This is a genomic window from Rathayibacter sp. AY1G1, assembly GCF_002932095.1.
Classification (GTDB): Bacteria; Actinomycetota; Actinomycetes; order Actinomycetales; family Microbacteriaceae; genus Rathayibacter.
Map to the genome: position 1 here is coordinate 23,816 of NZ_PSUZ01000004.1, position 25,685 is coordinate 49,500.

The following is a 25,685-nucleotide window of genomic DNA, read 5'->3' on the forward strand; positions in this document are numbered from 1 at the left end:
AAGCCGTGCACGAGCACGAGCGGAGTGCCGTCCTCCGGTCCCTCGTCGAGATAGTGGACGTCGGTGAAGCGCGTGGACAGGACGCGCGCACCCGTCCCCTCCCGCTCCGGCCCGTCCGAACGGGAGTGCCGCGGCCCGCTCACGGGCGGTAGAGGGAGTCGACGGGGACCTCGCGGCTCGAGCCGTCCCGGGTGGTGATCGTGACCGTGCCGGCGGGCCCGGCGGCGAGACCGTCGGACGAGGGCCACCAGGCGGTCCAGGAGCCGCCCTCGAGGGTCGCGACGACCGGCTCGACGCCGGCCTCGTTCAGCACCACCGATTCCACGTCCGCGCCCGCGAAGCCGACCGCGTAGATCAGAGCGGCGTCCCCCTCTCCGAAGGTGCCGGCCGAGCTGAGCTGGACGGCGTCCGCGGCGAGGGGGCCGACCGGTGCGGCGTCCGCCACCTCCCACATCCCCGCGCCGTTCCCGGCGCTGAGGCAGTAGTAGAGGGAGTCGTCGAAGCGGTAGATCATCGAGGCGGCGTCGCCGCGCGCGTCGAGGTGCGAGACCTCCGCCGGCCCGGCCTCGCCGTTGGGGCTCTGCAGGTTCGTCGCGCACCACTGCGTCGCCGACTGCCCGAGCTCGGAGCTCGGCAGGAGGCGCTCGGGGATCGCGGTCCAGGAGGCGAGCACCGCGCGGTTCAGCCCGACGGAGCCGGTGCCGGGGATGAGACCCGGGACCACGACGATCACCGCGGCTGCGGCTGCGGCGGCCAGGAGCACGGTCGCCGCGCCGGCGACGGCCCAGTCGCGGGGGCGGAAGAAACGGGGAGCGGCCGCGTCCTCGCTGACCAGGATCTCGCCGAGGAGCGCGTCCCGACGTGCGGCCTCGCCAGCGGTGAGGGGGGTGCGGGGCTCGGCGTCGTGGGCGCGGAGCAGGTCGAGGAGCTGGTCGGTCATGAGAGGGTCCGTTCTGCCGTGCCGGAGAGGAGGGTGGAGTCGAGGGGGGCGAGCAGCGCCGCCAGCCGCCGCTTCGCGCGGGTGAGCCGCATCGCGTAGGCGGCCCGGGAGCAGCCGAGCACCTGCGCCGCCTCGGCCTGCGGGAGGTCCTCCCACACGTGGAGGGCCAGAGCCTCCTGCTCGGCGAGGGGCAGCCGCTTCCACGCGCTCTCCAGGTCGAGGCGGTCGCCGACCGACGGGTCGGCCTGCTCCTCCGGGGCGAGGGTCCCGATCCGCACGGCCAGCGCCTGCCGGCGGTTCTCGCCGCGGGCGGCGTTGAGGATCGCGTGCCGGGCGGTGCCGAACAGCCAGGGCCGCACGTTCTCCGGCAGGTCCTGCCGGCGACGCCAGGCGGCGAGGAAGGTCTCGCCGACGATGTCGTCGACCGTCGCGGCGGGAGCGCGGCGGCGGACGAAGCGGAGCAGGTCGTCGAAGTGGGCGCGGTACAGCTCGGAGAAGTCGTCTCGGGAGCGGATGCTCATGGTTCCCCTTTCGCGGAGTCACAGGTACATGTCCGGCTGCGGCGGCGATGCAACATCCGTGTCGGCGGGAGTCCCGCTGGGGCGGTGGCCGCGGCGTCCTGCGCGGCGCTCCGTGTCCGGGCAGGATCCACCGCGCGGGGGAGGTCCTGCGAGCGGCAGGCGGCGATCCGCATCGACCGCACGCCGGAGAGGAGGGGCCCTCGGCGGGTGGCGGGCTGTCGGAGGGAGCAGCGGACGCGCGGTCATCCCCGAGGCGCACCGGACGCGACTCCCGGACGACGCACCGGACTCCTCCGGCCCGGGACTCTGGCAGAACGCCGCCGAGCCTCTGCTCCCGGCGCCCGTCCCGCCCAAGGAGACCTTCGTGAACCGCGCCCTCGCTTCCGCCGCCGCCTCAGCCCTCGTCGTCGTCGACGTCGTCGCCGCCGACCAGCGCGCCGCTGACGCCCGATGACCGGCTCCGGGAAGCCGGCCGGCGATCAGGCTCCGCTCCGCCTCGCGCTCGTGCACGTCGACTTCTGGTCGGCCGTGAAGCTCTCGTTCCTGCTCGGCCTCGCGATCGCGCTGCTCGGCCTCGTCGCCGTCCTGGTCGCCCATCCGCTGCTCGTGCACTCGGACCTCTTCACCCAGGCCGACACGCTCCTCGGGCAGGTCGTCGGCGATCAGGTCCACCTCGCCGCGATCCTCTCGCTGCCGAACGTGCTGGGCTTCGCGCTCGTCGGAGCCGTGCTGAACACCGTCGTCGCCACCGCCCTCGGCGGGGTGGGGGCGCTGATCTTCGGATCCGCCGCCGCCCTCGCGGGCGGGCTCCCGGTCGGCCTCGCCCGGCAGTGAGGGGCTCCGCTCCGACTAGGCCGCGAGCCCTCCCTCGGGAACCGGGGACGGACGGTCGTCACCGAGGAGCGGCGCCTGCTCGGGCTCGGCGGCGACGCCCATGTCGCGCCCGGACGCGGGGGTGAGGAGCTCGCGCAGCCAGAGGCGGTTCACGGCGTGCAGACGGGGACGATCGAATCGGTACTCCAGCACCGCGTTCGGCTGCACGAGGATCGCGTGCGAGCGCGGCTCCGACTCCTGCAGCGTCCTCCAGGTCAAGCGGAACGGCTGTCCCTGCTCCATCCGCGCGCGCACGGCGATCCGCACGTGCGCGAGCGTCCGGTCCTCGAACTCGATCCGGCGCCGCCAGGCGCCGAAGATCAGCACTCCCACGGGGGCTCTCCTCATCGTGTCGGTCGAGCAGCCCGCAGAACGGCGGGGGCGGCGGGCGCGAGGCTCGCAGGGCCGGACCGCCATCGGACGGTCCGGTCGTGGGGACCGGAGTAGAGGTGGGTCCGAGGCTGGTCCCTTCCCGGAGGTGTGCGGACGGAGTGCGCTCCCGCGTCAGTCGGCGAAGATCGCGCCGACCGGCTCGCGCTTCTCGGCCTGGAAGCGGTCCTCGGCGCGGCCGAGAGCCCAGTAGGCCGAGAGCGAGAGCGCCCGGCGCTCCACGCCCCACTCGTCCTGCAGGAGGGCGCGCAGCTGCTTCATCGCGGTGCGCTCGCCGTGCGCGAAGACCTCGAGCACGCCCTCGGGCCTCGGCTCGGCCCGGACGGCCGCGACCAGCGCCCGGCCGGCCTCGAGACCGCCGCGGTGCAGCCAGCGCACCTCCACTCCGGCCGGAGCGGGAAGATCGAGCTCGTCGGCGGCCGAGTCGACCTCGATCAGGACCAGGCCGCGCGCGTGCGCGGACATCCCCTCGAGGGCGGAGGCGATCGCCGGCAGAGCGGAGTCGTCGCCGAGCAGCAGGTGCACGGCCTCGGCGCTCGGCGACCAGGCGCCGCCGGGCGCGGAGAGGGCGATCCGGTCGCCGGGAGCCGCGGCGAGCGCCCACGGTCCCGCCACCCCTTCGTCGCCGTGCACGACGAAGTCGACGGCGATCGAGCGCCGCTCGAGGTCGACCGAGCGGACGGTGTAGGTGCGGCGCACGGGCAGCTGCTCGGGGGCGACGCTCGCCCGGAGCGCGTCGAGGTCGAAGGGCGGCTGGAGGTCGGAGCCGCGCGGCGGGAGCAGGAGCTTCACGTAGCGGTCGGTCGCGGCGAGGCGCTCGGGGTCGGACTCGGCGAGGAACGCGTCGAGCCCGTCGCCGCCGAGGTGCACGCGGACGAGGTGGCCGGTGAGGCGCTCGGTCCGCAGCACGGTGAGCACGTGCTGGCTGCGGGCACGGCGCGGGCGGTCGGGGGACGGGGCGGCGTCGGTCATCCGTCCAGCATGCCTGGTCGTGCTCGGTGGGGGCCGAGCGCAGGCCGCTCGCGCGCGGGCGGGCGCCGAGGGGTCACGAACGGTCGCTTCGGGAGGACGGAAGGAGCCGTTCGTGACGCATCGGAGCAGGCCGGGGCGAGGCCGGGGCATCGCGGCGGGGATCCGCGCGAGGCGGCGGCGCGGGCGGGCGTACGGACGAGCGGGCACCGAGGGGTCACGAACGGTCGCTTCGGGAGGACGGAAGGAGCCGTTCGCGACGCATCGGAGCAGGCCGGGACGTCGCGGCGGCGCCGAGCGCGAGGCGGCGGCGCGGGCGCGCGTACGGACGAGCGGGCACCGAGGGGTCACGAACGGTCGCTTCGGGAGGACGGAAGGAGCCGTTCGTGACGCATCGGAGCAGGCCGAGGGCACGGACGGGGCATCGCGGCGGGGATCCGCGCGAGGCGGCGGCGCGGGCGGGCGCTGATCCATCGCTCACGGCCCGCGGAGGAGCGCAGGACGGGCCGTCCGCGACGGATCGGAGCGGGCCGGGCGCGCCTGGGCGCCGCATGCGGAGCGAGCGCGGGCCTGCCGGAGGGCGCCGGGCGTCGATCCGTCACGAACGGCCCGTGCGGGGGGACGGAACGGGCCGTCAGCGACGGATCGGAGCGGGCGGCCGGAGGCCGGGCCGACGGAGCGGAGCGGACAGCAGCGCGCGTGGGCGGGGGCGGGCGGCGCCGCGCCCGGTCAGCGACGGCTGGGAGCGAGCGGCCGGAGGCCGGGCCGACGGAGCGGAGCGGACAGCAGCGCACGTCGGCGGGGCGGGCGGCGCCGCGGCCGACGGCCCGGCGGACGGCCGGTGGCGCGAGGTGCGCTCGCGCGGGGCGCGGCGGCGGGGCCGCGCCTACTCTCGCGGGATGACTGCGACGGCTCCGCGACTCCGGCACGACCGACTGGTCGCCCCCGATGTGCTGCGCGGAGTGGCGGTGGCGGCCATGCTCGTCGCGCACGCGATGCCGCTCGTGCCGAGCGCCCGCACGGGGGTCGTCGGGTTCCTGGCGTGGAACGTCAACGATCTCGCGTCGCCGCTGTTCGCGCTGGTGATGGGGATGTCGGCGGCCCTGGTGCTCGCGCGGCCCGGTGCCTCGCCAGGGCGGGTGCTGCTGCGGAACGCGATCCGCAGCGCGGTGCTCGTGGCGCTCGGCGTCTGGCTCGAGACCTGGGGCAGCTGGATCGCGATCGTGCTGCAGTACCTCGGCGTCGTGCTCGTGCTCGGCACGCCGCTGCTCCTCCTCCGCTCCCGGACGATCGCCGCGCTGGCCGCCGTGATCGCGCTCGCCGCCGGGCCCGCGAACGCCGCGGTCGCCGCCGCCGCATCCGGCTCTCCGCTCGCCCTCTGGCTCTTCACCGGGCCGAGCTACCGCGCGACCAACCTGCTCCCCTTCTTCCTCCTCGGAGCCCTGCTGCTGCGGCACGGCGCGCAGCGGGACCGGCTGCTGCCGGTGCTCGCGACGGTCGCGGTCGTCGCGTATCCGGTGCGGCCGCTGGTCGCGCTCCTGCTCGGCGTGGAGTCGCCCTCCGGCAGCCTCCCGGACACCCTGCACGACCTCGGGCTCGTGCTCCTGGCCTACGTGGCGGTGGTGCTGCTGACCACGTCGCGCTCCACCGCGGTCCAGCGGCTGCTGGTGCCGCTCCGGGCGATCGGCACGCTCGCGCTCTCGGTCTACGTGCTGCAGGTCGCTCTCGTCGCGGCGCTCGCGCGGGCGGGCCTCGGCTACTCCGCCGACACTCCGCTCGCCGCTCTCGCCCTCGTGCTCGGGCTGTGCGCGGCCGCCGTGCTGTGGTGGCGGCTCCTCGGTGTGGGCCCCGTCGAGCGGCTGACGGCGCGGCTCACCGGGCTCGTGCCGCGCTGAACCGCCGGCCGCCCCGACGAGCCCGCGGCGAGTACCTGAGCCCGCGGCGGCCCGCGGCGAGTTCGCCTGAGCTCGCGAGGTCCGCGGCGACCTCGGCTGAGCCCCCGACGCCCGACGGCCCGTACACGGGCGCAGGCCGCCGGGCGTCCCCTCCCTCAGCGCGCGAGCGCCGACGCCTCCTTCGCGAGGGCCGGGCCGTGCGCCGCGAGCACCAGGTCGCGCATCGCGGTGGCCGGGAGCGACGCGGCTCCGGCCGGCAGCAGGTCCGCGTCCGAGGCCAGCACGAGCGGAGTGTCCGCCGACGAGGACGGCAGCCTCCCGTGCGTGCCGCGCACGAGCGACGCGTCCAGGGGAACCAGGTTCATCGCGTAGCGCAGCCCCAGCGCCTTCTTGGCGAGGTTGCCCGCCGCCTTCGCCTTCACCAGCGGGTCGGCCGGGTCGAAGAAGAGCTCGGCCGGGTCGTAGCCGGGCTTGCGGTGGATGTCGACGCCGCGGGCGAAGTCGGGCGCGCGGTCGTCGTCGAGCCAGTAGTAGTAGGTGAACCACGCCCCCGGCCGGGCGACCACGACGAACTCGCCCGAGCGCTCGTGGTCGAGGCCGTAGCGGGCCTGCGCCTCCCGGTCGAGCACCTCGTCGACGCCGTCGAGCCCCTCGAGGATCGAGCGCACCCGCGGCAGGTCCGCCGCGTCCTGCACGTAGACGTGGGCGACCTGGTGGTCGGCGACGGCGAACGCGCGCGACGTCCACGGGTCCAGCTGCTCCCGGCCGTCCTGCACGTAGACCTCGAGCAGGCCCTCGCGGCGGAGCGCCCGGTTCACGTCGACCGGGGTGTCGGCGTCGGCGATCCCGTACTCGGCGACCACGATCACCGACGCGCCCAGCGCCTCCGCGTCGTCGAGCAGCGGAGCGAGCACCACGTCGAGCTCCGACGCGGCCCGGCGCGCCTCGGGCGAGTCCGGACCGAAGCGCTGGAGGTCGTAGTCGAGGTGCGGCAGGTACGCCGTGGTCAGCTCGGGCGGTCCGGAGCCGTCTCCGGCCAGCACGTGCCGGGTCGCGTCGACCATCCACTGGGTCGAGCGGAGCGACGCGGTCGGCCCCCAGTACTGGAACAGCGGGAAGGCGCCGAAGCGCGAGACCAGCTCGTCGTGCAGCGCCGGCGGGCGCACGTACGCGTCCGGCGACTTGCGGCCGTCGGCGTGGTAGATCGGGCGCGGAGTGACGGTGACGTCGGTCGTCGCCCCCATCGCGTACCACCAGCCGATGTTGGCCGCGCGGTACGGCTCCCCGCTCAGCCGGCGCGCGGTCTCCCAGACCTTCTCCCCCGTGACCAGGCGGTTGTGCTGGCGCCACAGGTGCACCTCGCCGAGGTCGCGGAAGTACCAGCCGTTGCCGACGATCCCGTGCTGCGCGGGCATCGAGCCGGTGAGCATGGTCGACTGCACGCTGCAGGTGACCGCGGGCAGGACCGTGTCCAGCGGCAGGCGCCCGCCCGCGCGGGCCAGCCGCGAGAGGCGGGGCATGTCGGCGAGCGCCGTCGAGGTCAGCCCGACCACGTCGAGCAGCAGCACGGGCCTCACAGCGCCGCCGCCTGCGGGAGGAGGGGCGCCAGCAGCGCCTCTCGGGAGGCGGGCGTGAGCAGGTGCGCGGCCGCCCAGGCGAGCTCGGCGCCGATGCCCGTCGAGAGGTCGCTCGGGGCGTCGGCGAGCACCGACCAGGTGTAGGTCTCGACGTCGAGGTGGATCTCGTCGTACGGCCAGGCGGCGTCGACCGCCGAGACCGCCTCCGCCAGGACGGCCGTGGTCGCCGAGAGCGGCGCCTCCGGCCGGTGGTGCAGCGGCACGTGGAAGTGCACGCGCCACGGGCCGGTGCCGGGGAGCGTGTCCAGCGCCTCAGGCAGGTCGTCGACGCGGAGCACTCCGTCGATCCCGTTCTCGCGGGTCTGGTGCAGGTAGCGCTTCTCGACGAACGGGGTGAGCGCGGCGCGGCCCGAGGGGTCCTCCAGGTGGAGCGCGGCCGAGGCCTGCACCTTGACCACGCGCAGGCCCGCGTCGCGGATGCGGCGGACGGCCGAGGCCGGGTCGGCGAAGGAGACGGCGAGGTGGCAGGTGTCGAGGCACACGCCCACGTACGCCGGGTCGACCACTCCGATCCGCGGGTGCAGCCAGTCGACGACGTCGTCCACGGTGTCGAGGATGCAGCCGGGCTCGGGCTCGATCGCCAGGCGGATCGCGTGGCCCGTGGAGCGGCGCAGGTCGCGCAGCTCCTCGACGAGTCGGGCGAGGTTCCGGCAGGCGGCCTCGTCCTGCTCCCGCCCCCAGCCCTCGCGCCAGCCCAGCGGCAGCGTCGAGATGCTGCCGTCGGCGCCGGCGGGCAGCAGGTCGGCCAGGATCCGCGCGCAGTCGATCGTGTACTGCAGGCGCTCCGGCGTGGTCCAGTCGGGGCGGTAGACGTCGAGCTTCACGACCTCGGCGTGGAACGCGGCGTACGGGAACGCGTTGAGCGTGCGCACCTCCAGGCCGTTGCGCTGCAGGGCCGCGCGGAGGACGGCGCGGTCCTCGGCGCTGGCGACCAGGCGGGCCGCGAGGTCGCGCGGGATCCACAGGCCGACTCCGACCAGGGCGAGCCCGGCGGCCACGCGCGCGGGTCCGGCGTAGACGTCGAGCTGGCGGACGACTCCGGCCAGGTCCTCGGCGGGATGGACGTTGGTGCAGTAGGAGAGGTGCATCACACGACCTCCGCCACGCGCGGCGCGCCCCGGAGCACGGAGTTGCCCTCGAAGGTGCGGCCGGCCGACTCCTGCACGTCGAAGCCCGCGACGGGCGAGAGGTCCAGGCGTCCGCTCTGCCCGTAGAACTCGACCGGGTTCTGCCAGAGCAGCCGGTCCACGTCGCCCGCGCTGAAGCCGGCGACGAGGAGGAGGCGGCCGGTCTTCGCGGTCGTGAGCGGGTCGGAGCGGCCCCAGTCGGCGGCGGAGTTGACCAGGACGCGGTCCAGCCCGATCCGCTCGACCAGCGTCACCAGGCGGGTCTCGTCCATCTTCGTGTCGGGGTAGATGGAGAAGCCCATCCAGCAGCCGGAGTCGCGGACCGCGTCGACGGTGACCTCGTTGAGGTGGTCGACGAGGACCCGCCCGGGCTCGAGCCCCGAGTCGGCGACGACCTCGAGGGTCCGGCGGGTGCCCGACTCCTTGTCGCGGTGCGGGGTGTGCACCATCGCGGGGAGGCCGTGCTCGCCGGCGAGCTCGAGCTGCTGGCGGAAGACCTGGTCCTCCTCGGGGGTGAGCGAGTCGTAGCCGGTCTCGCCGACCGCGACGACGCCGTCCTTGGCGAGGTAGCGGTCGAGCTCGGGCAGGACGGCCCGGCAGCGCGGGTCGTTCGCCTCCTTCGGGTTGAGCCCGATGGTGCAGTGGTGGCGGATGCCGAACTGCGCGGCGCGGAAGCGCTCCCAGCCGATCAGGGCGTCGAAGTAGTCCGTGAACGAGCCGACGTTCGTGCGCGGCTGGCCGAGCCAGAAGGAGGGTTCGACGACCGCGCGGACGCCGGCGTCGAACATCGCCTGGTAGTCGTCGGTGGTGCGGGAGGTCATGTGGATGTGCGGGTCGAAGATGCGCATCGTCGCGCCTTTCTCATCGGTGGTGGTGCCCCGTGGTCGGGGCGGCGTTCGGGGGCGGTCAGCTCGGCAGGAGCACCGCCAGATCGTCCGGGAGCGGGCGCCCGGCCGCGCGGCGCTCGTCGGCGAAGCGGCCGGCCATCGCGCGCAGCTCGGCGTCGCTGCGCTCCTCCAGCCCGGCGACCGCCGCGAGCGGGACGCCGAGGAAGACGAGCTTGAGCACCCCGTGCCGCCAGGCGTGCGCGTCGAGGTGGCGGCGGGCGAAGGAGCCCATCGCCGCGGCGACGAGCCGGGTGTCGTTGGCGCGCAGGGCGTCGGCGGTCAGCTCGAGGCCGGCGAGGGTCGTCGCCGGTCCCGGGTCGCCGAGGGCGTTCAGCCCGGCCAGCACTCCGCGGCGCTCGGCGCCGTCCCCGCCGCGGTAGAGGCGGAGGAGGAGAGCGGCCAGGTCGTCGTCGCCGAGCGCCTGCGCCGCGGCCTGCACCAGGGCGGCGCGGGCCGCGTCGTCGTGCGTGCCGTGGACGAGGCCGTGCGGGTCCTCGGCGGGCCGGAGCGGCTCGCGTCCGGCCTCGCGGCCCGCGGCGGGGAAGAAGCGCTCGATCCGCGACGGGCGCTCGAGGACGGCGGAACGGGCGGCCGCGGTCCACGGGTGCCCGGCGTGCGACGAGGCGCCGCCGAGCGCCTCCTCCATCGCCGCGAGGCTCGCCACAGCCAGGCGGGGCGCGTCGTGCGAGTGCCGGGGCAGCTCGACGGCGGCGATCCCGCGGTAGCCGATCTCGGCGAGGGTCGCGAAGGCGGCCGCGAGGTCGAGCGATCCGGTGCCGAGCTCGAGGTGCTCGTGCCGCTCCGGGAGCATGTCGTCGACCTGCACGTTCAGCAGCAGGTCCCCGGCGCTGCGGAGGGCTCCGACCACGCCGTCCGGCTCCACCACGACGCAGTGGCCGAGGTCGACCGTCAGCCCGACCGACTCCGGGTCGCCGAGCTCGCGGCGCAGCAGCAGCGCGTCGGCGACCGTCTCCACCAGCATCCCCGGCTCGGGCTCGACGGCCAGCCGCACGCCGTGGCGCTCGGCCGTCGCGACGACGCCGCGCATCCGCTCGACGAGCAGCCGCCAGGCCGCGGCCGCATCGACGCCCGCCGGCACGACCCCCGACCAGAGGGAGACGGCGTCGGCGCCCAGCAGCGCGGCGATCTCGATCGCGCGCTCGAGGAAGCGGACCCGGGGGCCGGCCTCCTCGTCGACCAGCGTGGGGCGGTGCTTCGCGAACGGGTCGAGCAGGTACCGCGCGCCCGTCTCGACGACCACGCGCAGGCCCAGCTCGTCGAGCCGCGACCGGAGCGCCAGCGTCCGCTCGCGCCAGTCGGCTGCGAAGGGATCGAGGTGCGGGTGCCCGAGGGTGAGCGCGACGGCGCGGTACCCCGCGGCGTGGATCACCGTGAGCGCGTCGTCGAGGGTGTGGTCGGCGAAGCCGTTGGTGCCGTAGCCGAGGACGGGTCCGGTGGCGCTCATGTGATGTCCGCCGTCCGCGGGCGGCGGAGCAGGAGGGAGCCGAGCGCGTCGAGCGCGAGCAGCGCCGCCCCCAGCTCGGGACGCTTCAGACCGGCGAGCGCGGCCTGCAGCGGGATCATCCCGGTGATGCCCGCGCGGGTGGCCGTCCGCGCGGCCGCGGCCGTCGGCGTCCGCACGGCCTGCAGCTGCGCGGTGAGCACGAGCAGGAGCCAGCGCCCGAGGCCCGCGGCGACGACCGCGGCGGGGGCGGCCCGGCGCTCGGCCAGAGCGCCGGCCGCGGTGGACAGCGCGATCGCCGCGGTGCCGGCCGAGACCGCTCCCGCCGCGACCGGGGTGGTGCCGTGCACCTCGCCGCGCGAGAGCACGGTGACGCCGAGCGTGTGCGCGGCCACGGCGGCGGAGGCGGGGGCCGCCGCGCGCACGCCGTCGACGCCCGCGCCGAGCAGCACGTCGAGACCGCGGCAGGCCGCCATCACGACCGGGCCCAGCGGAGTCGGCTTCGCGAGCAGGTCGTACGACCAGATCCCGGCCGCGAGCGGCAGCGAGAGCGCGAGCGAGCGCCGCCCGTCCACGACGGCCGCCACGACGATCCCCGCCGCGGTCAGCGCGGCCGCCGTGCCCAGCGCCGCCGAGCGCTGGATGCGCCCCGAGGGGATCGGCCGCTCGGGCCGCTCCCGGGCGTCGAGCTCGGCGTCCGCGTAGTCGTTGAGCGCCATGCCCGCCGAGTAGAGCAGCGCCGAGGACAGCGGGAGCGCGACCGTGCGCGCTCCCACTCCGCGGCCCGCCCACGCTCCGCCCGCGACGGTGTCGCCGATCACGGTGAGCGCGGCCTTCGCGCGGACGAGCTCGAGGTAGTCGCGCAGCTCAGCCATCGCTCCGCGTCCCGCTCGTCACCGGGGTGCGGCGCTCGGCGACGAGCGCGCCGGTGCGGGCGGACCAGGCCACCAGCTCCGCGGTCTGCTCGGCGAAGCCGTGCACGTCGCTGCCCCACGGGTCCTTGAAGAAGAAGCCGAGCTCGCCGACCGGGCCCGAGACGCCGGCCTCGTCCGCGAGCGCCAGCAGGCGGGCGAGGTCGAGGATCAGCGGCGCCGCGAGGGCCGAGTCGTACGCCGACCAGATCGTCTGCACCGTGATCCGCGAGCCGAGGAAGCCCTCCGCGTGCACGTGGTCCCAGGCGGTCTTGACGTCGCCGAGGTCCGGGACGTTGTCGATGTGGAGCGGAGTGACGACGTCGTCGCCGAGGAGGCTGCGGAGTCCGCGGTTCTTCGAGACGAGCTTCGAGCGCACCGCCTCCGGGTCGGCGAGGGTCTGCCCGTCGCCGCCGCCGAGGAGGTTCGCCCCCGCCCACGAGAGCACGCGCATCCCGCGCGCCGTGAACATCGGCGCGAGCACGCTGCGGAGCAGGGTCTCCCCCGTCTTGCCGTCCTGGCCGGCGATCGGGATCCCGGCCTCGGCGGCCCACTCCTCCAGGGCCGGCAGGGCCAGCGCGGTCGAGGGAGTGAAGCAGGCGTAGGCCGCGCCCGCGACGACGGCCGAGAGGGCGGCGATCGAGCTCGGCGGCAGGAGGCGCTCGCCCGGACGCGCCAGGGCGGCGCGCAGAGCGGCGAGGTCGTGGAACTCGGGACGGTCGGCCGGCAGCACCTCGGTCGAGGCGACGTCGATCACGACGACCCGGGCGAGGCCGTGGCGCTCGCGGAAGACGACGATGTCGGCGGCCCGGCGGTCGATCTCCTCCTGCTGCGACGCGGCGTCGGAGGGGGCGAGGCGGATCTCGGCGTCGGTCGCGTCGATCCGGTCGGCCACCTCGGCGACGACCGAGGTCGGGAACATGCCGCCGGCCGCGAGGCCCGTGGCCCTCTCGAGCAGCGGGGTCGGCGAGACGTCGTGGCCGCCGATGACGATGTCGGCGAACCCGGCGAGCGGGACGTCCTCGAAGGCGGGGGTCGCGGTGGCGCAGCCCGAGCTGGGCGCGGCTCCGGCGGCGATGGCGTGCAGGCCCACGGCGGCCGTGGTGGCGACGCTGCCCCGGGCCCCGATCAGCCAGAGGCCGATGCGCCCGCTCGATCGGGGGGCGCCTGTGGTGGTGGTGTCGGACGAGGTCATCGTTCTCTCCTGTCTGGAAGGGCTGGCTGAGCGGCGATCGTCGGGGCGCACCCGGGCGATCGGAGTGGGGAGGGGCCTCGGCCGGGCGCGCGTCGCGCCTCCGGCCGGCCGTGTTGCGCAGGAACCGCACGCAGGGCCCGCCGAGATTGCGCGACCGTGCGTCGACTGGTTTCCTCAGGTGTGCTGTCCCCCGAACCCGTCCTCCGGGCCGAGAGAAGGAGCTGAGCGTGGCCGAGCGCGCGGGTACCGCGACCGGCGACATGCTGAGGCTGTTCGCCGACGGTCGGCCGCGCACCCGCGCCGAGCTGGTCGAGGAGACGGGTCTCGCGCGGACCGCAGTGATGACGCGCCTGGAGCAGTTCTTCGAGCTCGGACTGATCGCGCACCTCGACCGCGCTCCGTCGACCGGGGGCCGCCCGTCCGCGCGCCTCGTCTTCGACCCGGCCGTCCGCTCGCTCCTGGCCATCGACCTGGGCGCGGCGCACTCGACCATCGCGCTGACCGACTTCGACGGCCGCATCATCGCCGAGCGCCGCGAGGAGCTCGACATCGCGCAGGGCCCCGTGGCGGTGCTCGGGCACGCGCTCGACGTCTGCGACGGGATCCTCGCCGCGGCCGGGGTCGACCGCACCGCCCTCGCGGGCATCGGGGTCGGCGTGCCCGGCCCGGTGGAGCACGCGAGCGGCCGCCCGGTGCGCCCGCCGATCATGCCCGGCTGGGACGGCTTCGACATCCCCGCCTTCGTGCGCCGGCGCTACGACACCACGGTGCTCGTCGACAACGACGTGAACCTGCTGGCGCTCGGCGAGCGGGCCTCGCGGTTCCCGCACGCCCTCGATCTGATGTTCGTGAAGGTCGGCACCGGCATCGGCGCGGGCATCGTCTCGTCCGGGCTGCTCCAGCGCGGAGCCCTCGGCTCCGCCGGTGATCTCGGCCACGTCCAGGTGCCGCGCACGGCCCCGGCCGCGGCGGGCGGTCAGGAGGGGGACCTCGAGGCGGTCGCGGGCGGCTCCGCTCTGGCCGCCGGGCTCGCCCGGGCGGGCCGCGACGTGCAGTCGGTGCGCGAGCTGATCGACCTGCTGAAGGCGCGCGATCCCGAGGCCGTGGAGGCGGCGCGGATCGCGGGACTCCAGCTCGGCGAGGTGCTGGCCACCTGCGTGAGCCTGCTGAACCCCTCCGTCATCGTGCTGGGCGGCGCGGTCGCCCTCGCCAGCCCGGAGATCCTGACGGCCGTGCGCTCGGTGATCGACGAGCGCTCCCTCCCCCTCGCGACGCAGCGGCTCGACGTGGTGACCGCCGAGCTGGGCGGCAGCGGGGGCGTGCGCGGTGCCGCGCTGATGCTGCGCGGGCACCTGCTCAGCCCCGCCGTGGTGGACGGCTTCCTCGAGCAGCTGCGCGCCGAGGGGCGGGCGGTCCGCTAGAGCGGCGGCCGCGCGCCCGGAGATGGCGGGCCGCGCCGGCGCGATCCCTCGCGGACCGCGTCGGCCGCACCCGGTCAGGAGCGGACCTCCGCGCGGTCGGCGTCCTCCGGCTGGGCGCCGAGAGCGGCGGCGACGGCGGCGTCGATGCGCGCCTGCTCCCCCGCGGCCCGGCGGCGGCGGCGGACGACGGTCAGCACGATGAGCCCGATGAGCAGGGCGAGGAGGAGCACGGCGCTCCACGGCACGGCCGCGGCCGAGGTCTCGGCGGTGGCGACCGGCACGTCGGGGACGACGACGGCGGAGTCGGCCTGCGCGGCCTGGTCGGCGGTGACGACGGTGCCCGAGAGCGCGGCGCGGGCGGTCGCGACGAAGAGCGGCCAGACTCCGGCGACGGTCACGGTGCGCGAGACGGAGGTTCCGGGGAGGAGCTCGGGCAGCGGCTCCGGGTCGGTCGCGGACACCGGCGCGAGGCCGAAGAGGCCGGCGACGCTGATCTCGGCGCCCGGCGCGATACGGGTGTTGCCCGCGTTGGTCACGGTGTAGTCGACGGTCGCGGAGCCGGGGGCGAAGGGGTTCCAGCCGCCCTGGTACGAGACGGCGAGGCCGTCGATCGACAGGCGCGGGGCGAGCTCGCCGCCGACGCGGAGGTACATGCGCGAGCCCAGGCGCCGGTCGACCGAGACTCCGGTCTCGCCCTGCACCAGGATCGAGGAGACGACGCCCGCGGCGTAGTCGCCCGGGGTCACGTCGTCGGGGACGACGACCTCGAACGGGACCTGCACGCTCTCGCCGGCGGGCACGGTGACCTCGGGCTCGGGGAACGCGATCCAGCTGCCGAGCTGCGTCGAGGGCTCCGCGGCGGGGAGCAGGTCGAGCTGGCCGGCCTCGGTGATGAAGCCGTCGGAGCCGTAGACGCGGAACGTCTGCTCCTCGTCGTCGTAGTTGGAGACGATCAGGGCGTCGCTGAGGCGTCCGCCGGGATCGAGGGCGTACGCGTAGTTCGGCCGCTCGCTGCCCTGCTCGGTGTCGGCGGGGCGCACCCCCCAGGTGACCGGCGTGGAGGCGGGGTCCGCCTCCTGGGCACCCGCCTGAGCCGAGAGGCCGCCGGCTGCGAGGAGCGTCATCAGCAGCAGGGCGGCGGTGGTGCGGGAGGTGCGTGGCATGAGCGACATCGATCAGGCTTCCGTTGCAAGGGGGGATGCCTCCCCGCGGGACGCCGCTCCGGTACGCGGCACGCCGAGCGGGGCGGACCGGAGTGGCGTCTCGCGGGGAGACGGGGGGAGGGTGGGGCGGCCCGGAGGCCGCCCCACCGGTGCTAGCCGAGCGCGGTGAGCGTCAGCGTCGCGGTGTAGGTGCCGGTTCCGACCGAGAGCGGGAGCTTCAGGTCGAGGTCGGCGCCCAGGACCGAGGATCCGGTCGGGTGCTGCGCCGCGGCGGAGCCGAGGACGCGGGGCGTGGCGAGGCCGTTGCCCGAGTCGAACCCGGAGGGGACGGCTGCGCCGGCGACGGCACCGCCCGTGTTCTCCAGGACCTCGGGGGTCCAGCCGAGGTGCTTGCCCGAGAACGTCTTCTCGCCGGAGCGGAAGTCGCTCAGCTGGCCGGTGACCGACCAGGCCGGGCCGTTGAGGCGGGTGTCGGTCACGCGGACCGGCACGAGCTCACCGGAGGCGGCGAAGTGGTCGCCCTGCTCCTCGGCGACGCCGAGGTTCACCAGGTTGCTGGTGCCCTCGAGCGTCCAGGTCAGCTCGCCCTTGTTGGCCTCGGGGACGATGACGGCCACGGCCTGGTCGCCGGCCGCCGCAGCGCCCGCCGCCGTTCCCGTGAAGGTGCCGTCGACTCCGGCGGCGGTGTTGCCCGCGCCGAAGTTGACCGCCGGCGCGTTGTCGGCGAGCGCGATGCGCCCGCCGACCGTCGAGCCCGCGAGCTGGACGTTGCCGGAGTTGCCCGAGAGCGTGAGGTTCCCGCCCACCGTGTTGCCGAGGGCCGAGGCCGAGCCGTCCTCGTTCGCGCCCAGGAGGACGCCGCGCGAGGAGCCGGTGACGGCGAGCGAGCCGCCGACGATGGCGCCCTGCACGTTCACGCCGAAGTCGCTGCCGGCGAAGGTGGCGTCGCCGCCGACGCTGGTGCGGTCGACGTCGACGTAGTTCGCCGCGTCGGTGCTGACCGAGCCGTCGACCGAGAGGTCGCTGAACTCGACGTCGATCCCGCCGGCCTCGACCATGCCGCCGACCGTGAGGTCGCGCAGGTAGAGGAAGCCGTTGCGGCTGCCGTCCGAGAACGACACGACGTCTCCGCCGACGCTGGTGCCGTCGATCGAGATGCCGTACGCGTCGGTGCCGATCACGTCGCCGCCGATGGTCGCCGAGGTGGCGTCCAGCCAGGCGTCGTCGCCGACGATGACGTTGCCGGTGACGGTCACGTTGCCGAGCACGCAGGTCTGGCCCGCGCCGACGTTGAGATCTCCGGTGATCGTCTGGTTCCCGAGCTCGGTGGTGCAGTCCGTCGTCGCCGCGAAGGCGGACGGCGCGGCGACCATCGCGAGGGAGGCGGCCGCGAGGACCGCCGTGGGCGTCTTCCACTTCATGGGGGTTCTCCTCGGTGCGCTCGTGCGCGTCGTGCTGGTGGTGGTGCTGTCGGTGCGGCGCGCGCGGCGCGGGGTGCGCTCAGCCACGGAGCGCAGCGATCGCGGAGTAGCTGCGGGAAGCGGCCTCGAGGGAGTTCCCCGTGCTCGGCGGCGTCGCCAGCGTGGGAGCGGTGTCCTGCTCCCAGACGCCGAAGCGCTGGCCGCGGTCGCGCAGCTCCGAGAGGAACGCCTGGTAGGGCAGGTTGCCCGCGCCGAACTCGACGATGTCGTAGCCGTTGGTGTTGGCGTTGTTCGTCTTGCCGTCCTTGAGGTGCAGGATCGGGTAGCGGCGCGGGTTGCGCTTGATGTAGTCGAGCGGCTCGAAGCCCGGGTAGAGCTTCTTGCCGACGTACGCCCAGTAGACGTCCATCTCGAGGTACACGTGACGCGGGTCGGTGTTGTCGTAGAAGAGGTCGTACAGGCGGGTCTTGGGGTCGTCCGTGGCGAACCCGAACTCACCGGCGTGGTTGTGCTGGTAGAGCTTCATGCCCGCGGCCGAGACCTGCTGGCCCCACTTGTTCCACTCCTCCGCCGCGGCGAGGTAGCCCGCCTTGGTGTTGACGTTGGTGGGCGCGTTGCCGGTGCCGAGGTGCGGCGTGCCGAGGATCTGCGCGATCTCGATCTGCTTGCCCAGCTCCGAGCGGAGGAGGTTGGTGCCGACGTGCGAGCCGACGGCGCGGAGGCCGTTGTCGTCGAGCAGCTGGCGGATCTGCTGCGGGGTGATCGCTCCGACGTTGCCCTGGGTGTACCCGGCGAACTCGATCTCGCTGTAGCCGATGCGGCCGAGCTCCTCGAAGACGGCCCGGAAGCCGAGCGACGAGACCTTGTCGCGGACGCTGAAGAGCTGGATGCCGATGCGGTTGATCGGGACCAGGCGCGTGGATCCGGACGAGGGCGCGGGGGCGGCCGTGGCGGGTGCCGCGAGGGCTCCCGCTCCGACGCCGACCGCGACGGTCGATGCGGCCAGGGCCGTCATCAGCGAGCGCCGGCTCATCGGCTTGGCCGTGATGGATGCGTGGTGGTGGTGCATCATTTCTCCTTCGAAATGGCAGATGGTGCAGGGGGTGGGGGGCCGGCCGGCCCGGTCGAGCCGGCCGGCCCCTGCGCGGGGGCTACTGCTGGACGGTGAGGTTCAGCAGCGCCGACGCGGCGTTGGTGTCCGCCGTGGCGGTGTGGGTGACGGTCAGCTTGTAGCTGCCCGCCGCGAGCTTCGGGAGCGTCACCACGACGTGCCCGTTCTCGTCGAGGGTCCCGGTGAGCATCGCGACGGTGGAGAGGTTCCTCTTCACCATCACGCTCACCTGACCGGTGCCGGCGACACCCGTCGAGGACGTCGCGTCGACCGTGACCTGCGCGCTGGCGCCCGGCTTGACCGGGTTGGGCGAGACGGTCGCGGTGAGCTCCGAGGCGGCCTTCGAGACGATCAGGCGGGCGGTGCCCTCCGAGGCCTTGAAGGTGGCGTCCGAGCCGTACGCCGCACGGAGGGTGTGGGTGCCGGCGCCGAGGGTCTTCGGCAGGGCGAAGGTCGCCTTGCCGTCGTTCAGCGTCGCGCGGCCCAGCTCGGTGGCGCCCTCGTAGAGGACGACCTCTCCGCCGGGGTTCCCCCCCTGACCGGTGACCGTGACGGTCGCCTCGCCCGGTGCCCCGAAGGTCACGCGGGGAGCCGAGAGCGCCACGGTGGTGGTCGACGCGGCGGTCGGGGCGTTCGCCGCGGCCAGGTCGATCGTGAACTTCACCGTGCCGACCGCCGAGACGTTGCCGCCGGTGTCGGTGGCGCGGTACTGGATCGTCCGGGCGCCGTTCGTGGTGAACGGGACCGTGTACGCGCCGTTGACGGCGCGGACCGTGGTCCACGTCGTGCCGTTGTCGGCGGAGTACTGGACGGTGGAGAGCGCTCCGTTGTCCGTGGCGGTGAGGCCGAGGGTCACGGGCTTGTTGTAGACGCCGCCGACGCCCGCAGGCGCTGCCGGGTCGAGGGTCGCCGCGACGGTCGGAGCCGTCTTGTCACCGGCGCCGACACCCTGGAAGGTGAGGGAGTCGAGCGACAGGCCGCTGGGCGAGGTCACGTAGAGCGAGCCGGTGCCGCGGGGGACGTTGGTGCCGAAGGGGACGAGGACGTCCTTCCAGCCGGCTCCCGCGGGGATGGTCGCCGTTCCGAAGGGCGCTGCGTCGGCAGCGTTCCAGCGGAGGTCGACGGTGCCCTCACCGGTGGCGCGGACCACGACGCCGGTCAGGTTGGCGAAGTTCACCGGGTCCCAGCGCAGGAAGGATCCCGCACCGAGTCCGCTGACGGCGTTGCCGCCGCTGGCGGTGGTGTCCGCGTAGGGCAGGACGCCCTCACGGGCGGCGTGCTCCGCCTCCTGCGTCTTCGGGTTCAGCCGCAGCGTCGCCTCGGCCGCAGCCGGGGGCAGGCCGTTGAAGCCGCCGTCCGTGTAGGTCACGACGACGGTGCCGTACAGCAGCGCGCCGGGGCCGTGCTCGGGCGAGTCCTTGGACGTCGGGAACGCTCCCTTGGCACCGGTGCCGGTGACCTCGGGGTGGGCGTGCTCGTCGTGGCCGAGGCCGTAGGTCCAGCCCACGCGGCTGCTGACGATCTGGTCGCCGTCCTCAGCGTCCTTGCCGGTCACCTGGTAGGGGATCGCGTCGCCCCAGCTGAAGAACGAGCCGTTGCCGGGCGTCTGGATCTGGATCTGCGGCGCCTGGTTGCCGACCGAGATGACCCGCGAGGTCAGGCTGAACTTGCCCTTGGCGTCGGTGACGCGCAGACGGGCCGTGAACTGTCCGAGCTCGGTGTAGGTCTTCTTGACGGACACTCCGGTGGCGTCGAAGGTGCCGTCGCCGTCGAAGTCCCAGTCGTAGGTGAGCGCGTCGCCCTCGGGGTCGGTCGATCCCTTGGCGTCGAACGTGACCTCGAGCGGGGTCTGCGAGGCGGACAGGGGGGTCGCGGTGAAGCGGGCCTGCGGCGCCTTGTTGCCCTCGGCGTAGTCGATCCGGTACAGGCCCGCGTCGGGGTTGGCGCGGAAGAATCCGTCGCCGTACTCGATCACGTACATCGACCCGTCGGGGCCGAACTCCATGTCCATCGGGTTGTCGTGGATCGGCTGCGCGGCCTGGCTGAGCGCCGCGTTGGGGAGGAAGTCCTCGATGTGCGTGACCGCGCGGTCCTCATCGAGCGTGAACGCCGCGATGTAGTCCTGCGAGAACTCGCCGAAGAAGGTCTTCTTGTCCCAGTACTCCGGGAACTTCGACGTCGAGGTGTTGTCCGCGTCGAAGTGGTACACCGGTCCGCCCATGGGGCCCTGGCCGGTGCTGGTCCCGAAGTTGACGAGCTCGTCGAACGGCTGGTCGCCGGGGTTGTCGCCGTAGTAGACGGTCGCCGCCTTGGCGTCCGGGATGTCGACGAGGCCGGTGTTCCAGCGCGAGTTGTTCTTCAGGTTCTCCGGGTCGAAGAAGCCGCGGGGCGTCGACGTCTCGAAGTTCCACTCGTTGTACGGCGCGTTCGGTCCGTGGACGTAGGGCCAGCCGGAGTTGTGCGGCTCGTCCAGTCCGGTCGCGTTCCACTCGACGAGGCCCATCGGGCCGCGGACGCCGTCGGCCGCAGCGGCCTTCGTGGCGTCGGGGCCGTAGTCGCCCCAGGAGAGGGTGTTCGTCTCGGCGTCGACGTCGATCTTGAACGGGTTGCGGACGCCCATCACGAAGATCTCGGGGCGGGTCTTCTCGGTTCCCACCGGGAAGAGGTTGCCGTCGGGGATCGTGTACGAGCCGTCCTCCTGCACGGTGATCCGGAGGATCTTGCCGCGGAGGTCGTTCGTGTTGCCGGCGCCGCGACGCGAGTCGAAGCCCGGGTTCATGCGGGGCGCGTCGTTGTTCGGCGCGAAGCCCGCGGCACCCGGAGCGCTCGCTGGCGTGTTGTCGCCGGTGGAGAGGTACAGGTTGCCGTCGGCGTCCCAGTCGAAGTCGGCACCCACGTGGCAGCACTGCCCGCGCTGGGTCTCGATGTCGATGATCTTCTGCTCGCTCGCGAGATCGAGGCCCGAGCCGGTCCACTTGAACCGGGAGAGGCGGTTGATGCCCTTCCACTGGTCCCAGTAGCTGTCGGTCGCGCCCTCGGGCAGCATGTTCGGGGCCGCGCCGGTCGGGGTGTTCCCGGGGGGCGCGTAGACGAGGTAGACCCACTTGTTCTCGGCGAAGTCGGGGTCGATGCCGACGGACTGCAGCCCGTCCTCCGAGTTCTGGTACACGGGGATCGTGTTGACGACACGGGTGGTGCCGGTCTTGGGGTCGGTGTGGCGGATCTCGCCGTTCCGAGCGGTGTGGAGGACCGACTTGTCCGGGAGGACGGCCAGGTCGAGGGGCTCGCCGACGTTCTTCGTCAGCAGGACCTTCTCGTAGTTGCTCCAGTCGAGAGCGGATGCTCCGCCCTCGGAACCGTGGTCCACTCCGTCGTGGGCCGAGGCGGGCAGGCCGAGGGCGGTGAGTCCGGAGACCGTCACCATCCCGGCGATGCCGAGTGCGAGAAGACGCCTGATGCTTCTTCTCGAGGATCGCTTACCATTCATGCGTGATGTGATTCCTTCAATGAGGTGTTCATCGCAGAGGCCGGGTCCGTCGCTGTCCGCACGACTGAGCGGATCCGGTCTCCTCCTGTCCGGCCCTGGGGCCGGTGTCTTGCACTCCTCCTCCTCTCGCGGATGCCGGTGGCGCTGCGCTGCGGGTCGTCAGTGATCCCGGGGCGGCGCCGAGGTGGGGGCCGGCGCGGGATGGTTCCCGCGCCGACCCGGGCTGGTGGGGCCGATCAGGACTCGAAGGCCGAGGGCAGGTACTCGGAGACGTTGTCCTTGGTGACGACCGGCGCGAAGAGCTGGATCTGGCGCGGGACGCCGAGCGAGCTGGTGTCGGCCATCGACTTGTTCTGCTCGACGAGGCGGGCGAGCTTGATGCCGTCCGCGGCCTGGGTCGAGGGGTAGACGACCGTGGCCTTGACGACGGAGTCGTCGGCCTCGATCGCGCGCATCACGTTGGCCGATCCGGCGCCGCCGACGAAGAGGAACTCGTCGCGTCCGGCGGTGTCGATCGCCGCGAGGACGCCGACGCCCTGGTCGTCGTCGTGGTTCCAGATGGCGTCGATCTTCGGCGCGGCCTGGAGGAGGTTGGCCGCGGCCTGCTCTCCGCCCTGGACGGTGAAGTCGGCGGCGACGCGGTTGTCCACGTCGAGTCCGCAGCCCTCGAGCGCGTCCGAGAAGCCCTGGCTGCGCTCCTGGGTCAGCGGGAGGGAGTCGATGCCGGCGATCTCGGCGACGACGGCGTCGGGGTTGTCGCCGAGCTCCTCGCAGATGTAGGTGCCGGCGCTGACGCCCATGCCGTAGTTGTCGCCGAGGATGGTCGACCGGGCGGCGAAGGGGCTGGAGAACTCGCGGTCCACGTTGATGACGGTGATGCCCGCCTCCATCGCCTGGGTGGCGACCTGCGTGAGCGCCGCTCCGTCGATCGGCAGGAGCACGATCGCGTCGACGCCGTCGTTGATGAAGGTCTCGACCTGGCTGATCTGGAGGTTGACGTCGTTGGTGCCCTCCGCGGTGCGGAGCTCCACGTCGTCGTACTTCTCGGCCTCGGCGATGGCGGCGCGGCTGACCGCGCCCATCCAGCCGTGGTCGGCGGCGGGAGCGGTGAAGCCGATGACGACGTTGTCGCCGGAGGCGTCGTTGTCCGAGGCGGCCACGGCGGCGGCGGTCCCGCCGGAGGCGGCGTTGCCGGTCTCGACCGGGGCGTTCGAGATGCAGCCGGTGAGCATCAGCGCGACGGCGCCGAAGGCGACGCCGGCCGAGCCGAGTCGGGCGGTGCGGGAGAGGCGGCTGCGGGTGAAGGGGCGTGCGGGCATGGAAGTGATCTCCTTCGATCGATCCGAGGGGTCCGAGGGCACACGTGTCCTGCGGAGAGGTGACCTGAGTGGTCGGGTGGGTTGCTGTGTATGGAGGAGCGGGGCCGGAGCCCCGGGGTCAGGACTTCCTGCCGCGGGCGGCGAACCGCTGCTGCAGCAGGACGGCGGCGACGATGATCGCGCCCTTCGCGACGGCCTGAGTCGAGGTCGACATGTTGTTCTGCGTGAACACGTTGGTCAGGGTCGTGAAGATGAGGACGCCGAACACGGTGCCGACGATGGTGCCGCGGCCGCCGGCCAGCAGCGTGCCTCCGACGACGACCGCCGCGATGGCGTCGAGCTCGTAGAGGAGGCCGTTGGTCGAGCTGCCGGCGGTGGTGCGGGCGAGCATCATGACGGCGGCGATGCCGGCGGTGAGCCCGGCGAGGCCGTAGACGTACATGGTGTGGCGGCGGACCTTGATGCCGGCGAGGCGGGCGGCCTCGGGGTTGCCGCCGACCGCGATGGTGCGACGGCCGAAGGTGGTGCGGTTGAGCAGGATCCAGCCGGCGACGGCGACGACCACGAAGATCAGCACGAGCACCGGGATGCCGAGCACGTCGGCGCGGAAGAAGTCGAGGAACGGCGTGACCGTGACGACCTGCGTCTGGCGGTTCGAGATCAGCTCGGCGAAGCCGCGGGCGGCGACGAGCATCGCCAGCGTGGCCATGAACGCGACGACCCGGCCGTAGGCGATCAGCGCGCCGTTGATGAGGCCGCAGACGAGGCCGACGACGACCGCGGTGAGCACGATCACCAGCCAGGAGGTGTTGGCCGCGTAGTACTGGGTCGAGACCGTGCTCGCCCAGACCGTCGCGAGCCCCATCACGGAGCCGACCGAGAGGTCGATGCCGCCGGAGGTGATGACGAAGGTCATGCCGATGCTCAGCACGCCGATGACGGCGGCGAGGCGGAGGATCGTGAGCACGTTGTCGACGCTGGCGAAGCGCTCCCCCGCGGTCGCGAATCCGACGATGCAGAGGATCACCAGCGCGAGCAGCAGCCCGACGTTGCGGCCGAGGGAGCCCTGCATGAGGCGGGCGATCCCGGAGCGGGAGTCCTTCGAGGGCACGCCCCCGGAGGAGCCTCCCGTCGCGGCCGACGCGTGACGGGCGGCGTCCTCCTGCGGACCGCCGATCGACGGCGACGCGGTGTCGAGCTGTCCGCTCACGCTGCACTTCCTTCCATGACGAGATCGAGCACGCGGTGCTCGTCGATCGAATCGGCCGGGCCCTCGTGGACCACGGCGCCGTCGGAGATCACGAGCACTCGGTCGGAGAGTCCGAGGACCTCGCCGATCTCGCTGGAGACCACGAGCACGGCGGCGCCGTTGGTCGCGAGGTCCCTGATCAGGGTGTAGATCTCGGCCCGTGCGCCGACGTCGACCCCGCGGGTCGGCTCGTCGAGCAGCAGGACGCGGCAGCCGCGCACGAGCCAGCGGGCGAGGAGCGCCTTCTGCTGGTTGCCTCCGGAGAGGGTGCGGGCGTCGCGGTCGACCCCGGAGGGCCGCAGGTCGAGGGAGACCGCCTGCTCGGCCGCCGCCGCGCGCTCGGAGCGCTCGTCGAGGAAGCCGCGCTTGGCGAAGCGGTCGAAGGTCGAGAGGGTGATGTTGCGGTAGACCGGCTCGTCCAGGAGCAGGCCCTGGCTCTTGCGCTCCTCCGGGCAGAGGCCGATGCCGGCGTCGACCGCCGAGGTGACGGATCCGGCGCGCAGGCGCTTGCCCGCCACGCTGACCGTCCCGGTGCTGGCGCGGCGCGCCCCGTAGATGGTCTCGAGGATCTCGGAGCGGCCGGAGCCGACCAGCCCCGCGAGGCCGACGACCTCGCCGGCGCGGATCTCGAGGGAGACGTCCGAGAAGGAGCCCTGCAGGCCCAGCTTCTCGACCTTCAGCAGCGTCTCGGCCTCGACGTCGAGCTCCTGGCGGTCCGGGAAGACGTACTCGACGGCGCGGCCGGTCATCAGGGTGATGAGCTTCGAGGTGGGGGTGTCGGCGACCGCGAGGTTCTGCGCGACGGTGGCGCCGTCCTTGATCACGGTGATCCGGTCGCCGATGGCGCGGATCTCGTCGAGGCGGTGCGAGATGTAGACGATGGCGACGCCGGAGGCGGTGAGCTGGCGCACCACGTGGAAGAGGTTCTCCACCTCCTCGGAGTCGAGCACCGCGGAGGGCTCGTCCATGATGATGACCCGCGCGTCGTGCGAGAGGGCACGGGCCATCTGCACGATCTGCTTGCCGGCGGCGGAGAGCGTGCCGACCTCGCGGTTCGGCGAGATCTCGGAGTGGCCGAGGCGCTCCATCAGCTCGCGGGTGATCCTCGTGGCCTTCGCCCGGGCGGTGAAGCCGCCGCGGGAGAGCTCGTGGCCGAGGAAGATGTTCTCGGCGACGGAGAGGCCGTCGACGACGTCGAGCTCCTGGTACATCGTCGCGATGCCCAGGGCGAGGGCCGCCGTCGGGGACGGGATCGTGACGACGTTCCCGTCGACGAGGATCTCGCCCTCGGTGGGCTGGTGGGCCCCGGCGAGGGTCTTGATGAGGGTGGACTTGCCGGCGCCGTTCTGGCCGAGGAGGCAGTGCACCTCACCGGGTCGGACATCGAGGTCGACGCCGTCGAGAGCACGGGCGCCGGGGAAGACCTTCACGATGCCGCGCATCTGCAGAAGCAGCTGCTGAGACTCGTCGGAGGTGCGGGGAAGAGGCTGTGCAGCAGTGCTGCGGGGGTCTGCGGTGACCATGCGGATGAAGCTACTTCCACTTACGTCGCGGGTCAAGCAAAAGTTCTGAACCGATTCGAAGGCGGTTCGAGTGATCGCCCAGTCGCCCCAAGGGCTTCCTGCCACCGCGTCAGGGCTGGGATCCGCGGGATTACGCGACATCTGACGGCGGCGGTTGAGACATTCCGTCCGTGATAGAGCGCTC

At 73.7% G+C, this 25,685-nt stretch carries 20 protein-coding genes; 3 read left to right on the forward strand and 17 right to left on the reverse strand.

Going from position 1 to position 25,685, the window contains the following annotated elements; all coding sequences use genetic code 11:
• Positions 1-139: 139 nt before the first annotated feature.
• Both C5C36_RS03285 and C5C36_RS03290 read right to left on the reverse strand, forming a co-directional pair.
• Entirely contained in the window at positions 140-940 is an 801-nt protein-coding gene (locus tag C5C36_RS03285) for a hypothetical protein (protein ID WP_104309255.1), read from the reverse strand.
• Positions 937-1,461 (reverse strand): RNA polymerase sigma factor, encoded by a 525-nt coding sequence (locus C5C36_RS03290; RefSeq protein WP_104263229.1) that lies wholly within the window; start codon positions 1,459-1,461, stop codon positions 937-939. Before C5C36_RS03290 ends, C5C36_RS03285 begins: the two co-directional genes overlap by 4 nt.
• A 450-nt stretch (positions 1,462-1,911) precedes the next feature.
• Here C5C36_RS03290 and C5C36_RS03295 point away from each other — a divergent pair, with 450 nt between their 5' ends.
• Positions 1,912-2,295, forward strand: coding sequence for a DUF3566 domain-containing protein (locus tag C5C36_RS03295; RefSeq protein WP_104273268.1), 384 nt, complete (start codon positions 1,912-1,914; stop codon positions 2,293-2,295).
• Between the two features lie 15 nt (positions 2,296-2,310).
• On the opposite strand, the gene C5C36_RS03300 is transcribed toward C5C36_RS03295, so the two are convergent.
• Positions 2,311-2,667 carry a hypothetical protein gene (locus tag C5C36_RS03300; protein WP_104273269.1) on the reverse strand — a complete coding sequence of 119 codons (357 nt, stop codon included), beginning with the start codon at positions 2,665-2,667 and terminating at the stop codon, positions 2,311-2,313.
• A 171-nt stretch (positions 2,668-2,838) separates the two neighbouring features.
• A complete protein-coding gene (locus tag C5C36_RS03305) occupies positions 2,839-3,696 on the reverse strand; it encodes a siderophore-interacting protein (RefSeq protein ID WP_104309256.1) in 858 nt (285 codons plus the stop codon).
• An 896-nt stretch (positions 3,697-4,592) separates the two neighbouring features.
• Between C5C36_RS03305 and C5C36_RS03310 the strand changes: the two genes are divergently transcribed.
• On the forward strand, positions 4,593-5,588 hold the full coding sequence (locus C5C36_RS03310; protein ID WP_146085298.1) for a DUF418 domain-containing protein: 996 nt from the start codon (positions 4,593-4,595) through the stop codon (positions 5,586-5,588).
• Positions 5,589-5,743: 155 nt separating this feature from the next.
• Here C5C36_RS03310 and C5C36_RS03315 read toward each other — a convergent pair whose 3' ends face one another.
• The 6 genes from C5C36_RS03315 to C5C36_RS03340 are packed head-to-tail and all read right to left on the reverse strand — an operon-like array spanning position 5,744 to position 12,807.
• Positions 5,744-7,165: an alkaline phosphatase family protein gene (locus C5C36_RS03315; RefSeq protein WP_104309258.1), complete on the reverse strand. Its 1,422-nt coding sequence runs from the start codon at positions 7,163-7,165 to the stop codon at positions 5,744-5,746.
• On the reverse strand, positions 7,162-8,313 hold the full coding sequence (gene eboE / locus C5C36_RS03320; RefSeq protein WP_104226604.1) for a metabolite traffic protein EboE: 1,152 nt from the start codon (positions 8,311-8,313) through the stop codon (positions 7,162-7,164). The genes C5C36_RS03315 and eboE overlap by 4 nt, the downstream gene beginning before the upstream one ends.
• On the reverse strand, positions 8,313-9,200 hold the full coding sequence (locus tag C5C36_RS03325; protein WP_104222466.1) for a TatD family hydrolase: 888 nt from the start codon (positions 9,198-9,200) through the stop codon (positions 8,313-8,315). The genes eboE and C5C36_RS03325 overlap by 1 nt, the downstream gene beginning before the upstream one ends.
• 58 nt (positions 9,201-9,258) lie before the next feature.
• Positions 9,259-10,704 (reverse strand): EboA domain-containing protein, encoded by a 1,446-nt coding sequence (locus C5C36_RS17960; RefSeq protein ID WP_104309259.1) that lies wholly within the window; start codon positions 10,702-10,704, stop codon positions 9,259-9,261.
• Positions 10,701-11,576 carry an SCO3242 family prenyltransferase gene (locus C5C36_RS03335; protein ID WP_219814878.1) on the reverse strand — a complete coding sequence of 292 codons (876 nt, stop codon included), beginning with the start codon at positions 11,574-11,576 and terminating at the stop codon, positions 10,701-10,703. Before C5C36_RS03335 ends, C5C36_RS17960 begins: the two co-directional genes overlap by 4 nt.
• Positions 11,569-12,807 carry an inositol-3-phosphate synthase gene (locus C5C36_RS03340; protein ID WP_104288125.1) on the reverse strand — a complete coding sequence of 413 codons (1,239 nt, stop codon included), beginning with the start codon at positions 12,805-12,807 and terminating at the stop codon, positions 11,569-11,571. Before C5C36_RS03340 ends, C5C36_RS03335 begins: the two co-directional genes overlap by 8 nt.
• A gap of 227 nt (positions 12,808-13,034) precedes the next feature.
• On the opposite strand from C5C36_RS03340, the gene C5C36_RS03345 reads away from it, so the two are divergent.
• On the forward strand, positions 13,035-14,228 hold the full coding sequence (locus C5C36_RS03345) for an ROK family protein (protein WP_258062157.1): 1,194 nt from the start codon (positions 13,035-13,037) through the stop codon (positions 14,226-14,228).
• Positions 14,229-14,302: 74 nt separating this feature from the next.
• Here C5C36_RS03345 and C5C36_RS03350 read toward each other — a convergent pair whose 3' ends face one another.
• The 7 genes from C5C36_RS03350 to C5C36_RS03380 form a co-directional block, all read right to left on the reverse strand.
• Positions 14,303-15,391 carry a hypothetical protein gene (locus tag C5C36_RS03350; RefSeq protein WP_146078976.1) on the reverse strand — a complete coding sequence of 363 codons (1,089 nt, stop codon included), beginning with the start codon at positions 15,389-15,391 and terminating at the stop codon, positions 14,303-14,305.
• Positions 15,392-15,543: 152 nt separating this feature from the next.
• Positions 15,544-16,899 (reverse strand): hypothetical protein, encoded by a 1,356-nt coding sequence (locus C5C36_RS03355; RefSeq protein WP_146085299.1) that lies wholly within the window; start codon positions 16,897-16,899, stop codon positions 15,544-15,546.
• Positions 16,892-17,881, reverse strand: coding sequence for a sugar phosphate isomerase/epimerase (locus C5C36_RS03360; RefSeq protein ID WP_219813837.1), 990 nt, complete (start codon positions 17,879-17,881; stop codon positions 16,892-16,894). The genes C5C36_RS03355 and C5C36_RS03360 overlap by 8 nt, the downstream gene beginning before the upstream one ends.
• Before the next feature lie 82 nt (positions 17,882-17,963).
• Positions 17,964-21,410, reverse strand: a complete 3,447-nt coding sequence (locus tag C5C36_RS03365; protein ID WP_146085300.1) for a PQQ-dependent sugar dehydrogenase — start codon at positions 21,408-21,410, stop codon at positions 17,964-17,966.
• A 236-nt stretch (positions 21,411-21,646) separates the two neighbouring features.
• Positions 21,647-22,729 (reverse strand): substrate-binding domain-containing protein, encoded by a 1,083-nt coding sequence (locus C5C36_RS03370; RefSeq protein WP_104222461.1) that lies wholly within the window; start codon positions 22,727-22,729, stop codon positions 21,647-21,649.
• Positions 22,730-22,847: 118 nt separating this feature from the next.
• Complete coding sequence (locus C5C36_RS03375; protein ID WP_068256795.1) at positions 22,848-23,801, reverse strand: ABC transporter permease; 954 nt, start codon at positions 23,799-23,801, stop codon at positions 22,848-22,850.
• 134 nt (positions 23,802-23,935) lie between these two features.
• Positions 23,936-25,420, reverse strand: coding sequence for a sugar ABC transporter ATP-binding protein (locus tag C5C36_RS03380; RefSeq protein WP_208543410.1), 1,485 nt, complete (start codon positions 25,418-25,420; stop codon positions 23,936-23,938).
• Between the last annotated feature and the right edge of the window lie 265 nt (positions 25,421-25,685).